This is a genomic window from Pseudomonas sp. BAY1663, from assembly GCF_000582595.1.
Lineage (GTDB): Bacteria > Pseudomonadota > Gammaproteobacteria > Pseudomonadales > Pseudomonadaceae > Stutzerimonas > Stutzerimonas stutzeri_AF.
This window is the reverse complement of the sequence record NZ_AZSV01000107.1, coordinates 1-12,840: the sequence shown is the minus strand read 5'-3', so window position 1 is coordinate 12,840 and position 12,840 is coordinate 1. Positions and strand designations below refer to the sequence as shown.

16 protein-coding genes are annotated in these 12,840 nt (G+C 67.8%); 5 read left to right on the top strand and 11 right to left on the bottom strand.

Annotated features, from left to right (window positions below):
* Together BAY1663_RS20290 and BAY1663_RS20285 are read left to right on the top strand one after the other, a co-directional pair.
* The coding region (locus tag BAY1663_RS20290) for an energy transducer TonB (protein ID WP_037044325.1) at positions 1-333 on the top strand (333 nt) is incomplete at its 5' end.
* A gap of 1 nt (position 334) precedes the next feature.
* Positions 335-1,426, top strand: coding sequence for a lipopolysaccharide assembly protein LapB (locus BAY1663_RS20285; protein ID WP_037044323.1), 1,092 nt, complete (start codon positions 335-337; stop codon positions 1,424-1,426).
* 404 nt (positions 1,427-1,830) lie between these two features.
* Here BAY1663_RS20285 and BAY1663_RS20280 read toward each other — a convergent pair whose 3' ends face one another.
* From BAY1663_RS20280 to BAY1663_RS20250, 8 genes are all read right to left on the bottom strand, one after another.
* Entirely contained in the window at positions 1,831-4,257 is a 2,427-nt protein-coding gene (locus BAY1663_RS20280) for a TonB-dependent receptor (protein ID WP_051497193.1), read from the bottom strand.
* Between the two features lie 78 nt (positions 4,258-4,335).
* Positions 4,336-4,758, bottom strand: a complete 423-nt coding sequence (locus BAY1663_RS23120) for a FecR family protein (protein WP_051497192.1) — start codon at positions 4,756-4,758, stop codon at positions 4,336-4,338.
* Positions 4,701-5,168, bottom strand: a complete 468-nt coding sequence (locus BAY1663_RS24185; protein WP_128576411.1) for a FecR domain-containing protein — start codon at positions 5,166-5,168, stop codon at positions 4,701-4,703. Before BAY1663_RS24185 ends, BAY1663_RS23120 begins: the two co-directional genes overlap by 58 nt.
* Complete coding sequence (locus BAY1663_RS20270) at positions 5,158-5,679, bottom strand: RNA polymerase sigma factor (protein WP_037044320.1); 522 nt, start codon at positions 5,677-5,679, stop codon at positions 5,158-5,160. Before BAY1663_RS20270 ends, BAY1663_RS24185 begins: the two co-directional genes overlap by 11 nt.
* Positions 5,680-5,781: 102 nt before the next feature.
* The gene (locus tag BAY1663_RS20265; protein ID WP_037044317.1) at positions 5,782-6,300 is read right to left on the bottom strand and encodes a DUF3299 domain-containing protein; all 519 of its coding nucleotides are present in this window, start codon (positions 6,298-6,300) and stop codon (positions 5,782-5,784) included.
* An 8-nt stretch (positions 6,301-6,308) separates the two neighbouring features.
* The gene (locus tag BAY1663_RS20260) at positions 6,309-7,574 is read right to left on the bottom strand and encodes an ABC transporter permease (protein WP_037044314.1); all 1,266 of its coding nucleotides are present in this window, start codon (positions 7,572-7,574) and stop codon (positions 6,309-6,311) included.
* A gap of 3 nt (positions 7,575-7,577) precedes the next feature.
* Entirely contained in the window at positions 7,578-8,285 is a 708-nt protein-coding gene (locus BAY1663_RS20255; RefSeq protein ID WP_037044311.1) for an ABC transporter ATP-binding protein, read from the bottom strand.
* Positions 8,286-8,312: 27 nt separating this feature from the next.
* Positions 8,313-8,927 carry a DUF2796 domain-containing protein gene (locus BAY1663_RS20250; RefSeq protein ID WP_037044308.1) on the bottom strand — a complete coding sequence of 205 codons (615 nt, stop codon included), beginning with the start codon at positions 8,925-8,927 and terminating at the stop codon, positions 8,313-8,315.
* A 109-nt stretch (positions 8,928-9,036) separates the two neighbouring features.
* Between BAY1663_RS20250 and BAY1663_RS20245 the strand changes: the two genes are divergently transcribed.
* Positions 9,037-9,384: a hypothetical protein gene (locus BAY1663_RS20245; RefSeq protein WP_037044305.1), complete on the top strand. Its 348-nt coding sequence runs from the start codon at positions 9,037-9,039 to the stop codon at positions 9,382-9,384.
* A gap of 42 nt (positions 9,385-9,426) precedes the next feature.
* Here the strand turns inward: BAY1663_RS20245 and trxA are convergent, their stop codons facing one another.
* Complete coding sequence (trxA, locus tag BAY1663_RS20240) at positions 9,427-10,296, bottom strand: thioredoxin (protein WP_037044302.1); 870 nt, start codon at positions 10,294-10,296, stop codon at positions 9,427-9,429.
* A gap of 205 nt (positions 10,297-10,501) precedes the next feature.
* On the opposite strand from trxA, the gene yedE reads away from it, so the two are divergent.
* Positions 10,502-11,728 (top strand): selenium metabolism membrane protein YedE/FdhT, encoded by a 1,227-nt coding sequence (yedE, locus tag BAY1663_RS20235; protein ID WP_037044298.1) that lies wholly within the window; start codon positions 10,502-10,504, stop codon positions 11,726-11,728.
* Entirely contained in the window at positions 11,697-11,936 is a 240-nt protein-coding gene (gene yedF, locus BAY1663_RS20230; RefSeq protein WP_037044296.1) for a sulfurtransferase-like selenium metabolism protein YedF, read from the top strand. The genes yedE and yedF overlap by 32 nt, the downstream gene beginning before the upstream one ends.
* Positions 11,937-11,941: 5 nt before the next feature.
* Here yedF and thpR read toward each other — a convergent pair whose 3' ends face one another.
* Both thpR and BAY1663_RS20220 read right to left on the bottom strand, forming a co-directional pair.
* Positions 11,942-12,466: an RNA 2',3'-cyclic phosphodiesterase gene (thpR, locus tag BAY1663_RS20225; RefSeq protein ID WP_037044294.1), complete on the bottom strand. Its 525-nt coding sequence runs from the start codon at positions 12,464-12,466 to the stop codon at positions 11,942-11,944.
* A gap of 15 nt (positions 12,467-12,481) precedes the next feature.
* The coding region (locus tag BAY1663_RS20220; RefSeq protein WP_037044291.1) for a 50S ribosomal protein L11 methyltransferase at positions 12,482-12,840 on the bottom strand (359 nt) is incomplete at its 5' end.

Genomic DNA, 12,840 nt, shown 5'->3' with positions numbered 1-12,840 from the left:
CCCCCGGCACCGGCCAGCGCCGCCGTCGAGGCCGCCGGCCAGCCAGGCGGTCCGGAACAGGAAGTGATGCCGCTCAATGACGTACGCCCGGAGTACCCCTATCGTGCCCGCCAGCAGGGCATCGAAGGGCATATCAAGCTCGCTTTCACCATCAACCCGCAGGGCCGGGTGGAGAACATCCGCGTGCTGGAGGCCTCGCCGCGCAACGTGTTCGACCGCGAGGCTCGCCGCGCCGCCGCCCGCTGGCGTTTCGCCCCGCGCACCGAGAATGGTGTGGCGGTATCCCGCGAAGCGGTGAAAACCCTGCACTTCCGCCTGCAAGGAGAACGCTGAGATGCCTCGCCTGCTACTCGTGCTGACCCTTTTCCTCGCCGCTTCGGTACAGGCTGCCCAGGCGATCGATCCCGCTGTCTTCATGGCGCTCGAGCGAGCGCAGAGCGCCCAGGCGAAGAAGGACTACGCCGGGGCACGCAAGGCGCTGGAGAGCGTCAAGGCCAAGGCGGGCAGCAGCGAGGAGGCATTGCTCTGGCGTAGTCGCGGCTATCTGGCCTGGGCCGAAGGCAACAACCGCCAGGCCCTGGAGTGGTTGGACAAGGCCGTCGCCAGCGGCAAGCTGGATGAGGCGTTGCTGGACGGCGAACGGCTCAACCTGGCACGGCTGAATCTCGTCGAAGGACGTTACGCCAAGGTCGTCAGCCTGCTGGGTACGGCCAACCAGGCCGATGAAGACGTGCTGCAGATGCTGGTGCAGGCCTACCAGGGGCTCGGCCAGCATGCCAAGGCACTGCCACTGGCCGAGCGCTACGTGCAGACCAACCCCCAGGCCGCCGATGCCTGGCTGCAGCTGCTGGTCGGCGGCAACGCCGAACTCAAGCGCTATCAGGCGGCCGAGCGCTGGCAACGCAAGTTGCTGGCCCGCCATCCCGAGCAGGTGAAGGCCTGGCGCCAACTGGCCGGGCTGCAGCAACTGGCCGGCGCGGAAGACAAGGCGCTGGCCACCCTGCGCGCGGCGCATGCCAAGGGGCTGCGCTTCAGCGAGGCCGAACTGGACAACCTGGTCTTGCTGGCCAGCGCCGCCGGCCAGCCCTGGCAGGGCGCCAAGCTGCTCGAAGGCCTGCTCGAGTCGCGCCTGCTGGCGAGCACCGCCACGCGCCAGGAGCGCCTGGGCATGCTCTGGTGGCAAGCCCGTGAGCGTACGGCGGCGTCGAAAGTCTATCGTCAGCTGGCGACCCAGACCGGCAGCGCCAAGTTCTGGATGAACGTGGCCCAGCTGGAACTGGAGCAGGCCCGCTGGCAGGCCGGGCTCGAGGCGCTGAAGCAGGCCGAGCGGGCCGGGGCGGAGCGCCGCCGGGTGCGTGAATGGCGTGACTGGGCCGAAGGCGAGCTCAGCTTCGAACGCGAGCGGCAGATCGCCCGCGCGAACTGATCGTACTTCCGTGGCGGTGGATGCTCACCGCCAGGCCGCCGCCGGAAGGCGACCTCATGAGCAGCGCCTTTCTGCCTGCTGCCGCTGGCCGTTGCGCCGGGCCAGGACAGCCATTTCGGCAGCCGAACCCGCGGCGACACTGTCGCGTCGGCTGCCTGCTGAGCACGATCAACGTATTCGGCCTACAGCCTGTGCCCCGCCAGTGAGTGGGCATAACGGCTCGAGTCTCTTCAGCACGATTTCGAACCTGTATGACGCGGGGCGCCGGCGGCGCTTCCAACGTGCCTCAGGGCTGGGCGGCCGTTTGGCGACGATGTCCCAGCATGCCGGGGTCGATTTCAAGAATCGAAGCGTGTGCGATGATGGCGACCGGCTGCCTTGCGCAACCGGTCGCTGCTGGCGTTCTACCAGCGGTGGTCGTAGCGCATCGCTAGCACGGTGCCGGCGGCCGGCAGGTGGCTGGTGTTGTCACTGCTGCGCAAGAGTTGGCTGTAGGTGGGGTAGTAGTGGCGATTGAGCAGGTTCTGCACGCCCAGGGTGATGCTGTTGTGCTCGTCCAGGCGATAGCGGCTGAGCAGGTCGACCAGCACATAACTGTCCACTTCGCGACGACCGAAGCTTTCCACGCCATCCAGGCGGTAGTCGCGCCGACCGAAATAGGTCGCCTGCAGGCGGTTGTGCCAGTCATCCAGCGGCGCATATTCCAGGTAGGCCGTGAGCTTGAGCGGCGGAATGCGGTAGCCGGTCATGTCCCGATCGTCACCACCCTTCGGCCGTTCGCGGCCCTGCAACCAGGTCAGGCTGGCGCCGCTGCCCCAGCGCTCGTCCAGCGAGCTGAAGTCCAGTTGCGCTTCGATTCCTTCGATGCGCTCGCGGGTGCGGCTGAGGATCAGCCCGTTATTGAAACTTTGCACACCGCCCAGGCGTGAGCGCGACTGGAACAGCGCCAGCGACGCACGGGTCTGCTCGAACTGGCCGCGCCAACCGATTTCGTAGTTGTCCACCTCGACTGGTTTCAGGTCCGACGAGCCGATATCGAAGTTGGCGCGGGCGTTGCGCACCTGCAGGCCAATGTCCGGCAGCTCGAAGCCCTGGCTGAACGAGGCGTACAGTTCGTGCTGCAGGTTGGGCGCGTAGACCACGCCGATGTTGTAGAGGGTTGCCGAGTAATCCACTTCGCCGCCGCGCACCGTCGCCGGGTTGGCCAGGTTCAGCTGGGACAGTGGCTGGAAGTCGTCGAATTCGGCGCTGGCACGCTCGTAGCGGATGCCGCCCTCGGCCGACCAGTGCGCATTGAAGCGGTGCTGCAGCTGGGCGAAAGTGCCCGTGCTGCGGGTTGTCACCCAGGGCATGTAGGTCAGTTCGCCGATCTTCTCGAATACCAGTCCGCCGCTGGCGTCGTAGATGGCCGGGTCGAACACGTCCAGCGGCATCTTGCTGCGCTCCTGGTTGTAGTCCATGCCCCAGAGCAACTGGGTACGGTTTTCCCGCAACGGGGTGGTCAGGGTCAGGCGTGCACCCTTGACCTTGGACTCCTGGGATATCTGGTCGACCTGCCCACCGCGGGTGACGACGGCGCGTGCGTCGAAGGGGCTGAAGCGGGTGAAATAGTCGCGGTAGTAGAGCTGCGCCGCCAGTTCGCTGCCGAGCAGGTCGGCGTGGCGGTAATCCAGGGACAACAGGTCATTGGTCAAGCGGGTCTGCTCGTCGAGCTCAAGCCCGCTTTGCGCACGCGCCGCTACGCTGCGTAGCGGCTGGGCCTTTACGCTCGGGTCGGGCGCATAGTCGGTGTCCTGCTGCACGTCGTAGCGGCTGGCCGACAGTTGCAGGTATTGCAGATCGTCCAGGTGTACGCCGAGCTTGCCGCCCAGGCTGTAGGCGGCCGAGTCGAACAGGTCGCCCTGGCTGGGTTCCGGCGCGATGCGTCGGCCGTCGGCGTCATAGGACGCGCCTTTGTATTGCGTGGCCAGGGCGAGGCCGTAGTCGACCGTGCCCTGGCTGCCGCTGAAGCTGTGGCGCAGGGTGCCGCCCAGCCCGTCGCTGTCCAGCTGCGACAGCGATGTTTCGGCGCTGATGCTGGTCCGCGCACGGTTCTCGCCTCCTGCCGCTACGGTGCTGACCGAGACGATGCCGCCGCTGGCGCCACCGCCATAGATGGCGCTGCTGCCGCGCTCCACGGCGATTTGCTCGATATCCAGCAGCTCCAGGTTGGCCAGGTCGCGCGACGAGCTGCGATTGGTGTTGAGTGGGATGCCATCCACCAGTACCAGCATGTTCCGTCCGCGCAGGGTCTGGCCGTAATCGGTGATGGTGCGGCTCGAGTCGGCCATGCCGGGCACCGCCTTGCTCAGCGCGGCGGCCAGGTTGGTCGAGCCCTGGCGCAGCTGTTCGAGCTCGCCGCGTTCGATCACCGTGGTCTGCCGCGCCGGGCTGACCAGATCGCTGCTGCGGCGGTCGGCGACCACTATCGCGTTGCCCAGATCCAATGGCGCAGCCTGGCCGGCCTGCTCGTCGCCGCTGCGCCGCGGTACCACGATCAGGTTGCCGTCGCGCACCTGCACCTGCAGGTCGCTGCCCTGCAGCAGCAGGCGTAGCGCTTCGCTGGCGCTGAAGGTGCCGTTGACGGCTGGAGCGTGGTGGCCGGCGGCCTGTTCGCTGCTGTAGAGAATTTCGACGCCGGCTTGGTGTGCCAGATTATCCAGCGATCGTTCGAGCGGACCGGCCGGCAGGTCCAGGTGCAAATCCTGCGCCGAGACCTCGGCCGAGAGGATCGCGCTGGCGATCAGAACAGGCAGCGCCAGGCGCCGGCGGAAAGGAGGGCGGTGTTTCATGTAGCGGATCTCTCTGGTCGTTGTTTGCCAGGTCTACCGCCGCGCGATGCCGCAAACCCTACCTCCAGATGAAAATAATTATCGTTGGTTGATCAGGAAGCCGCCGTCATCCGCTTCTGTCACGACCACGGGCAGCAGTGCCGGCAGTGCCTTGAGAAACGCGGCGACTCGCGTGGTGGACAGCGCGCCGGAAACCGGCAGCTCGGCCAGCGTCGGCTCGTTCAGCCGGATCGGTGCCGGGTGGTAGCGCTGCATCTGCACCAGCGCATCGGCGAGCGGTGTACGCCGGAAGATCAACCGGCCGCGGGTCCAGGCCATGGCCGTCTCGAGGTCCACCCGCTGCGCTTGTTCCAGGCCTCCGGCGTGCGCCGTGACCCGGTCGCCGGCGCGCAGTTCGGTGCGCCCGGCGCCCCGGGCGTCGGTTGCCGCCACCCGGCCCTCGATTACCGTGACCTGGGCCCGTTCATGCTCGCGCAGTACGCCGAACGTGGTGCCCAGCACTTCGACCTGCAGCGCGCCGGCATCGACCCGCAGCGGGCGCCAGGCTGGCGCCGCACCGCCAGTTGCGCTTGTCCCTGCTCCAGGGTCAGCTGCCGCGAACGAAGATGCCAAGCGACGTGTAGCCGGGTACGGCTGTCGAGCAAGGCCTGACTGCCGTCGGCCAGCGTCACCGCCAGGCGCTGCTCGCCGCTGGCATGGGACTCATGGCGATAGGCCGGGTCCAGCCAGAGCAGGGCCGCGCTCGCCAACAGAAGCACCAGAGGTCCCAGCAGCGCCTTGCGCGAACGTCGCGCCGCGCGCGCAGGGGGCAATGCAAAGCGCTGCTGCAGTTCCTGGCGGTGCTGCTGTAACAGCTGCTCGGGGGAGGACCGTGGGGCTTGCCGGCCTCGTGACTGCTGCTTATCGATCATGATGCTTTTCCAGCTCGGCGCGACACCTGGCCATGCCCAGGCGCAGATGCTTTTCCACGGTCTTGATGGAAATTCCCAGATGCGCCGCGACCTGCGCCTGCGGGACGAGGTGGATCTTGTGCATGACGAACACCTCGCGGCAGCGCTCGGGCAGCGCCTCGATCGCCTGCGTCAGCCTGTCCAGTGCCTGTCTGGCCTGTGCCAGGCGCTCCTGCTCGGACAGCGGGCAAGCCACCTCCGGCAGTTCGGGCAGCGACAGCACGCGCGATTGGCGGCGTCGCTCGTGGCGCCAGCAACTGATCGCATGCTCGTGGGCGATACGGCGCAGCAGGGCGAGCGGCGACTGGATACCGTCGCGTTCGGGCCGCTTCACCAACTGCAGGCCGACATCCTGCACCACGTCCTGGGCGAAGTGGCGATCGCCGAAGCGCCGCGCGATCTGTGCGAGCAGCGCATCGTAGTGGTGCAGGAAGCTGTCCAGTAGCTGGCGCGGCGGCGAGTTCTCGGTCACGGCAGGCCCATTCGGCACGAACGCAGGGGGCGCCAATATAAATGAGATTAACTATCAATAACAATTGTGATGCATGACGGCCTCCGCTGGAGCGGCGCCTCATCAGTTATCGGATAGCTCGTAGATGTAGATCTTCTGCGCTTCCATGCGATAGCCGGCCTCGGCCAGTTCGCTGCTGGCGTGCTCGACCTTCAGCGGCCCTTCGATCCAGAACGGCTGGTAGAGCGCATCGACCTTGACCCCCAGCTCGCTGGTGGCATGCACGATCTGGTTCGACGGTGGCGGTGGCACGTGGATGCAGGCGCCGAAGTAGGGCACCAGCAGGAACTCGGTGACGCGCCCGTCCTCGCTCAGGTCCAGCGGCACGATATACCCCGGCAGCTTCACCCGGGCGCCGTCCAGGGCCTCGACCACCGGCGCGGCGGGGGACTGCTGCGCGGCGGCTGGGCCGCTTTCGGCGGCCAGCACGTCCGCCAGCTGCGACAGGTCGTGGATCGCCACTGGCGGTGGCGGCGGCGGAGCATCCGCGGGGATCAGGTCCGACCACTGCAGCTCACGGACCTCGGCGATCGCGAAAGGCGCCGCAAGGGCGAACAGCGTGGCGAGCAGCAGGCGCGACATGGAATTCCTCACAATCTGATCGACAGGCCATCGGCCAGGGACTGCCGGTAGGCGCGCCAGGCCGGCACGCCGCCGATCAGCAGCCCGGCCAGCAGTATGCCTGCGAGCAGCGACCATTCGTAGCGGCTCGGCCAGGCCAGCGGCAGATAGAGCCCGTACTGGGCCTGCAGCGGCGCCTGGGCGACGGCGATGGCGGCATAGAGCAGCAGCAACCCGCACAGCACGCCCGCCAGCGCCAGGCTGAAGGCCTCGGCCACCAGCAAGCCGGCGATGTGCCAGGGCCGGGCGCCCACCGAGCGCAGGATGGCCATTTCCCGGCGGCGCTCGTTGAGGCTGGTCAGGATCGCCGTCAGCATGCCGATCAGGCCGGTCAGCACGACGAACAGCGAGACCACGAACAGCGCCTTCTCCGCTGTGCCCATCAGGCTCCAGAGCTCCTGCAGGGCGACGCCGGGCAGGATGGCCAGCAGCGGTTCGCCGCGGTACTGGTTGATCTCGCGCTGCAGGGCGAAGGTGGCCACCTTGCTGTTGAGTCCCAGCAGGAAGGCGGTGATCTGCTCGGGCTGCAGATCCATCCGGCGCGCCTGCTCGGCATCGATGCGCGCCGCGCCGCGAGCCGGCATGCCGTTCTGCCAGTCGACGTGCAGCGCTTCCATGCCGGCGAGGCTGATGTGCAGGGTGCGGTCGACCGGCGTGCCGGTGGGGTGCAGCACGCCGACCACGCGGAACGGCTTGTCGTCGTGCTGGACCAGGCTGACCCGGGCGACGCCGTGGGCCAGCACGATCTCGTCGCCCAGCCGGTAGGCCAGCGCCCGGGCCACTTCCGCGCCCAGCACCACCTCGAACGGATCGCTGGCGAAGGCGCGGCCCTCGGCCAGCTGCAGCGGCTGTTTGCGTCCGTAGCGGTAGTGTTCGAAATAGGCGCCGCTGGTGCCCATCACCCGGTAGCCGCGGTGCGAATCGCCCAGCGAGATCGGAATTGCCCAACTGACCCGTGGGTGCTCGGCGAAGTACCGGTAGCTGTCCCAGCGGATGTTGTTGGTGGCGTTGCCGATGCGGAACACCGAATACAGCAGCAGGTTCACCGAGCCGGAGCGGGCGCCGACCACCAGGTCGGTGCCGCTGATGGTGCTGGCGAAGCTGGCGCGGGTTTCGTTGCGCACCCGTTCGACGGCGAGCAGCAGGCACACCGACAGGGCGATGGCGAAGATCGTCAGCAGCGCGGTGAAACGGCGGTTGTTCAGGCTCGCCAGGGCTAGGCGCAGGAGATACATCGGCTAGATTTCCGGTGTGCGGGCGGCGCGGTTGAGCTCGCCCAGGGCCAGGCTGCGGTCGAACAGCGGCGCCAGGCTCTGATCGTGGCTGACGAACAGCAGGCTGGCCCCTGCCGCGCGGCATTCGGCGAACAGCAACTGCAGGAAGGCCTCGCGGCTGTCGGCATCCAGCGCCGAGGTCGGCTCGTCGGCGATGACCAGTTCCGGCTGGCCGATCAGCGCGCGGGCGGCGGCGACGCGCTGCTGCTGGCCGATGGACAGCGCTTCGGCGCGGCGTTCGAACAACTCGCTCGCCAGACCGAGGTGTTCGAGCAGGCTGGCTGCCGCCCCGGCCACGCTGCCGTGACGCTGGCGCGCCCGCTCGGCGCGCAGGCGCGAGAAGTGGCAGGGCAGGCAGACGTTCTCGCGCACCGTGAGAAACGGCAGCAGGTTGAACTGCTGGAAGATGTAGCCGGTATGGTCGACGCGGAAGCGGTCGCGCGCACCGGCCGACAGACTGCCCAGGTCCTGGCCGAGCAGCCGGACACTGCCGCGGCCGGCCTTCTGCACACCGCCGATCAGGCCGAGCAGGGTGGTCTTGCCGCTGCCCGAGGGACCCTTGAGGAACAGGCTTTCGCCGCGCTCCAGGCGGAACGCCGGGATGTCCAGCAGCTCGGCCTGGCGGGGCCAGGCGAAGCCGAGGTTTTCGATTGCGAGCAGAGGGGCCGTCATCGGGTCCAGTCTTTGAAGGTCGGTGGATCAGAACGGCAGCTGCGAGCGATCCGGCGTGAGTTCCGCGCCCTGCTGGCCGTTCGGGCCGATCAGTTGTACCTGAATCTTCTCGGTTCCGGGGAAGCTTTCGAACAGCCCGCGCAGTTCCAGGGCCTGCAGCGCCTCGGGATTGCTGCAACTGAATTGGTAATAGGCCTCGATATCGCTGTGCCCGGTGTGCTGCTGTGTGGCCGCCTCGTCATGGTCATGGTCATGGTCATGCCGGTCCTGGCGCTGGTAGCCGGCATGGCTAGCGCCGAGCAGCTCGCCCTCGAATCGCTGTTCGCTCACCGTGCAATCTGCCGCGGGCGGCAGGCCGAACAGCCCGTGTGGCCGCTCCAGCTGTGCGCGGGCGTGGGCGATCCGGGCCTCGTCCGCGTCGCTGGCGGGCGCATGTTCGAAACCGAGAAGGTTGATCGCCGGGCTGTCGAACTCCAGTTCCAGGCGGTCGCCGTCCAATGCGGCATTGAGGCGGGCCGCGCCGTGTTCGTGGGCGCCCAGGCTCGAGGCCTGTTCATGGTCATGGTGGTGATGATCCTCGTGTGCTTGGCTGTAGCTCAGCGGCAGCAGGATGACGGGCAAGGCGAGCAGCAGATGGCGCATGGTCGGCTCCGGTTCGAAGAAGTGGTTACGTTATAACAACTTTCATGCGCGACTGGCCAGCCCACGGCTGCCATGTGAGCATGAGCGCATACATTCGGGAGGAAGCAGCATGATTCGCATCCATGGCCGCATTGGCGACTGGCCGGTCGATCTGACTATCGAACTGGATGAACAGGACTGGGAGCGCCTGGCACAGGTGCCCGGTCTCGTGCTCGAGGCGGGAGGACGGAACGGCGAGGGCGCCGCGCCGCCCGCCGAGGCGCTATGGCACAGTGCCCGCGAATGCCTGCGCCGCGCCGGCAAGCTGGATGGCCCGCAACTGCTGGCCGAGCTCGAGGCGCTCACCGGCAGCATGCAGACGGCCAAGCGTCTGCTGGTGCGGCTGCGTCATTGCGATCAGGTGCGGGTCGAGAGTGGGCCGGACATGGCCTGCTACCACTGGATCGGGGACGACTGACGGGGCCGCGGCGGATCCTGGCCGAGCGACCCGCCGGTCTTTTTAGTAGATCGCCTGGTACAGCTTGCGGCGATAGCCGGTCACCAGTGGATGGTCGTTGCCCAGCAGATCGAAGACCTGCAGCAAGGTCTTGTGCGGCAGCCCTTCGGCATAGCCGCGGTTGCGTACGAACAGCTTCAGCAGCCCGTCCAGTGCGGCTTCGTACTGTTGCCGGGCCAGTTGCTGGATCGCCAGCTGATAGGCGGCTTCGTCGTCTTCGGCATTCTGTGCCAGGCGGCTTTTCAGCGTAGCGACCTCCGGCAGGTCGTTGGCCTGGCGCAGGAAGGTCAGTTGCGCCCGGGCGCCGGCCAGGGCCTGCTTGTGCGTGTCGCCCTTCACGGCAGCGAGTACGGCCTCGGCCTCGCCCAGCTCGCCACGTTCGGCCAGGCAGCGGGCATAGAGGATCAGCCCCGCGCCGTTCTCGTTGTCCTCGGCCAGCAGTTGCTGCAGCTGGGCTTCGGCCTCGGCGAAGCGGCCTTCGGCGAACAGCGCCTGGGCGTTTTCCAGCAGGTCGCCTTCCACCGTGGCCGGCGCCTGTACGTGGGGTTCGAGCATGGCACGGATGGCCGACTCCGGCTGCGCGCCGGCGAAACCGTCCACCGGCTGGCCATCCTTGAACAGCACCACGGTCGGCAGGCTGCGGATGCCGAAGCGGGCGACGATGTCCTGCTCGATGTCGCAGTTGACCTTGGCCAGCAGCAGCTCGCCCTGGTACTCCTCGGCGATCTTCGCCAGCAGGGGCATCAGCGCCTTGCACGGGGCGCACCATTCGGCCCAGAAGTCGACCAGTACCGGCTTGTGGAAGGAGTTCTCGAGCACCAACTGCTCGAAGCTGCTGGTGGTGGCATCGAAGATATAGGGCGTCTGGCTCATCGGGATTCTCGTGGGCGCGTATGACTGAAAGCTGAGCATGGTATGTGGGGGCAGTCGAGACGGGAAGCAAGGCTCGCGCGACGCTCGCTATTGGTCTATCGTTGCGCCCGCCCGGCGTAGCGGCGTTCTTGCCGCTGCGCCGAGGCGCAACCTCTTTCCTAGACCGGTGCGGCGTTTGCAGTCGCGCGTCATAAGGAGCTTCGCAATGTCCCTTCTCTCCGTTTTCCGGGAGCGCTACCTCGTGCGCTTCTGGTCGCCCCTGCCGGCGCTCGTCGCCTTGGGCGTCGCCTCCGCGTATTACTTCGCCATCACCGGAACCTTCTGGGCCGTCACCGGTGAGTTCACCCGCTGGGGTGGCCATGTCATCGCCTGGTTCGGTTATCGTCCCGAGGAGTGGAGCTACTTCAAGCTGATCGGCCTGGCCGGCACGCCGCTCGATCGCATCGATGGCGTGATGATCATCGGCATGCTGCTCGGCGCGCTGTGCACGGCGCTCTGGGCCAACAACGTCAGCCTGCGCTGGCCGACCAGCAAGCGGCGCCTGCTGCAGGGCCTGCTCGGCGGGATCGTCGCCGGCTTCGGCGCGCGCCTGGCGATGGGCTGCAACCTGGCGGCGTTCTTCACCGGCATCCCGATGTTCTCGCTGCATGCCTGGGCGTTCATGCTGGCGACCGTGGGCGGTGCCTGGATCGGCGTGAAGATCTGCCTGCTGCCGTGGCTGCGCACGCCGCTGAAGGTGGGCAACCAGGCCAGCTCGCTGTTCGCCGATGCCGAAGGCACGCGCCGCCGCGCCAGCGTCCAGGCACGGCTTGGCACGGCGCTCGCTGTGCTCGCCATCGCCTTCGCCGCCTGGCGTTTCGACACGTCGCTGGTGCTGGGCATGGCGGTGCTGTTCGGCCTGCTGTTCGGTGGGTTGATCGAGCGCGCGCAGATCTGCTTCACCAGCGCCGCGCGCGACCTGTGGACCACCGGCCGCACCCGGGCGGCCTACGGCATCCTGCTCGGCATGGCCGTGGCCTGCGTCGGCACCTTCGGCGCGATCGCCCTGGGCGCCAGCCCGAAGATCTTCTGGATGGGGCCGAACGCGATCCTCGGTGGCCTGCTGTTCGGCATCGGCATCGTCGTCGCTGGCGGCTGCGAGACCGGCTGGATGTACCGCGCCATGGAGGGGCAGGTGCACTTCTGGGTGGTCGGCATCGGCAATGTCATCGGCGGCACGCTGGTGGCGATCTACTGGGATGCACTGGGCACGTCGCTGGCGCTGCCCTATCCGAAGGTCAACCTGCTGGAACGCTTCGGCCCGGCCAGCGGGCTGCTGCTGACCTTCGCCGGCCTGGCCGTGGCCATGCTGCTGGTCCATCTCAATGCGCGTCGTTTCCAACCGAAAAGGAGCCCTGACCGTGAGCCAGGCCAAACCGAATCTCTCGCTTGATCTGCGTGGCGAACACTGCCCGTACAATGCCATCGCCACGCTGGAAACCCTGGCGACGATGCTGCCCGGCCAGTTGTTGGAGGTGGTGACCGACTGCTCGCAGTCGGTGCACGGCATCCCGGAAGATGCCCGGGCCAAGGGCTACAACTGCCTGGCCGTGGAGCAGCACGGCTCGCTGTTCCGCTTCCTGATCGAAGTCCCGGCCTGACGGCCTCAGCTGGCCGCCAGCAGCGGCCAGCGCCCCTGTTCCAGGTAGCGCACACCGTCCGAGGTGTTCTGCGACTGGTAGAGCACGAAATGCTCGGCCCGCCAGCCGAAGGTGGGCGCCGGGCCGTGCTGTCGGCCGCGGGCCTGGCGGGTCAGGGTCAGGTGCGGCAGGAAGGGCCGGCTGTCGAGTACCACGCCGAGGGCGGCGAGCCGTTCGTTCAGCGCCGCGACGAGATACTCCAGCGCCAGCGGCGTTGCGCTCGGCTGCAGGCAGACGAAGCCCTTGCCGAGGGTGGCCAGCCGGTCCAGGTTCAGCTGGAATGCCGGCGCCTGCACCGTGGCGCCCAGTTCGAGCAGCGCCTGCAGGTGGTCGACGGGCTGCGCGCCGAGAAAGGCCAGGGTCAGGTGCAGGTTGGCGCGGGGCACCGGGCGGCCCTCCAGCTCGCGTTCGTCGCGCCAGGCGCAGATGGCCGCGGCCTGCTCGACGGGGCAGGGCAGGGCGAAGAACAGCCGCAGGGTTGGTTCGCTCATCGCATCCTCCACTGCCTATCGTGCGGCGTGGTAGAGGCTGACCCGGCGGAACTCCGCGGGTTCGGCCAGGTCCGGCCAGGTGCAGGCGTCCAGCACATCCAGCCGACGATACCGCGGGTGGGCGAAGTCGCGTACCCGCGAGTCGGCCACCAGCGCCTCGCGCCCGCGGCCGAGGAAGTGGTCCAGCAGCGGCAGGTTGGCGCGGTCGTAGAGCACGTCGGCGACGATGATCAGGTCGTAGCGGTCCTCTTCGCCGAAGAAGTCCGCCGAATAACGCAGCTCGACGCCATTGAGCGCGGCGTTCGCCCGGCAGGCCGCCAGCGCCAGCGGGTCCAGGTCGCAGGCCACCACCTCGACGGCGCCGGCCGGCGGCG

What these genes read in the sequence shown, in the direction of transcription:
- BAY1663_RS20260 (WP_037044314.1), bottom strand. Translation starts at nt 7,574, where the DNA reads ATGTATCTCCTGCGCCTAGCCCTGGCGAGCCTGAACAACCGCCGTTTC.
- BAY1663_RS20250 (WP_037044308.1), bottom strand. Translation starts at nt 8,927, where the DNA reads ATGCGCCATCTGCTGCTCGCCTTGCCCGTCATCCTGCTGCCGCTGAGC.
- BAY1663_RS20285 (WP_037044323.1), top strand. Translation starts at nt 335, where the DNA reads ATGCCTCGCCTGCTACTCGTGCTGACCCTTTTCCTCGCCGCTTCGGTA.
- thpR (WP_037044294.1), bottom strand. Translation starts at nt 12,466, where the DNA reads ATGAGCGAACCAACCCTGCGGCTGTTCTTCGCCCTGCCCTGCCCCGTC.
- BAY1663_RS20255 (WP_037044311.1), bottom strand. Translation starts at nt 8,285, where the DNA reads ATGACGGCCCCTCTGCTCGCAATCGAAAACCTCGGCTTCGCCTGGCCC.
- yedE (WP_037044298.1), top strand. Translation starts at nt 10,502, where the DNA reads ATGTCCCTTCTCTCCGTTTTCCGGGAGCGCTACCTCGTGCGCTTCTGG.
- BAY1663_RS20265 (WP_037044317.1), bottom strand. Translation starts at nt 6,300, where the DNA reads ATGTCGCGCCTGCTGCTCGCCACGCTGTTCGCCCTTGCGGCGCCTTTC.
- BAY1663_RS24185 (WP_128576411.1), bottom strand. Translation starts at nt 5,168, where the DNA reads ATGATCGATAAGCAGCAGTCACGAGGCCGGCAAGCCCCACGGTCCTCC.
- BAY1663_RS20245 (WP_037044305.1), top strand. Translation starts at nt 9,037, where the DNA reads ATGATTCGCATCCATGGCCGCATTGGCGACTGGCCGGTCGATCTGACT.
- BAY1663_RS20280 (WP_051497193.1), bottom strand. Translation starts at nt 4,257, where the DNA reads ATGAAACACCGCCCTCCTTTCCGCCGGCGCCTGGCGCTGCCTGTTCTG.
- trxA (WP_037044302.1), bottom strand. Translation starts at nt 10,296, where the DNA reads ATGAGCCAGACGCCCTATATCTTCGATGCCACCACCAGCAGCTTCGAG.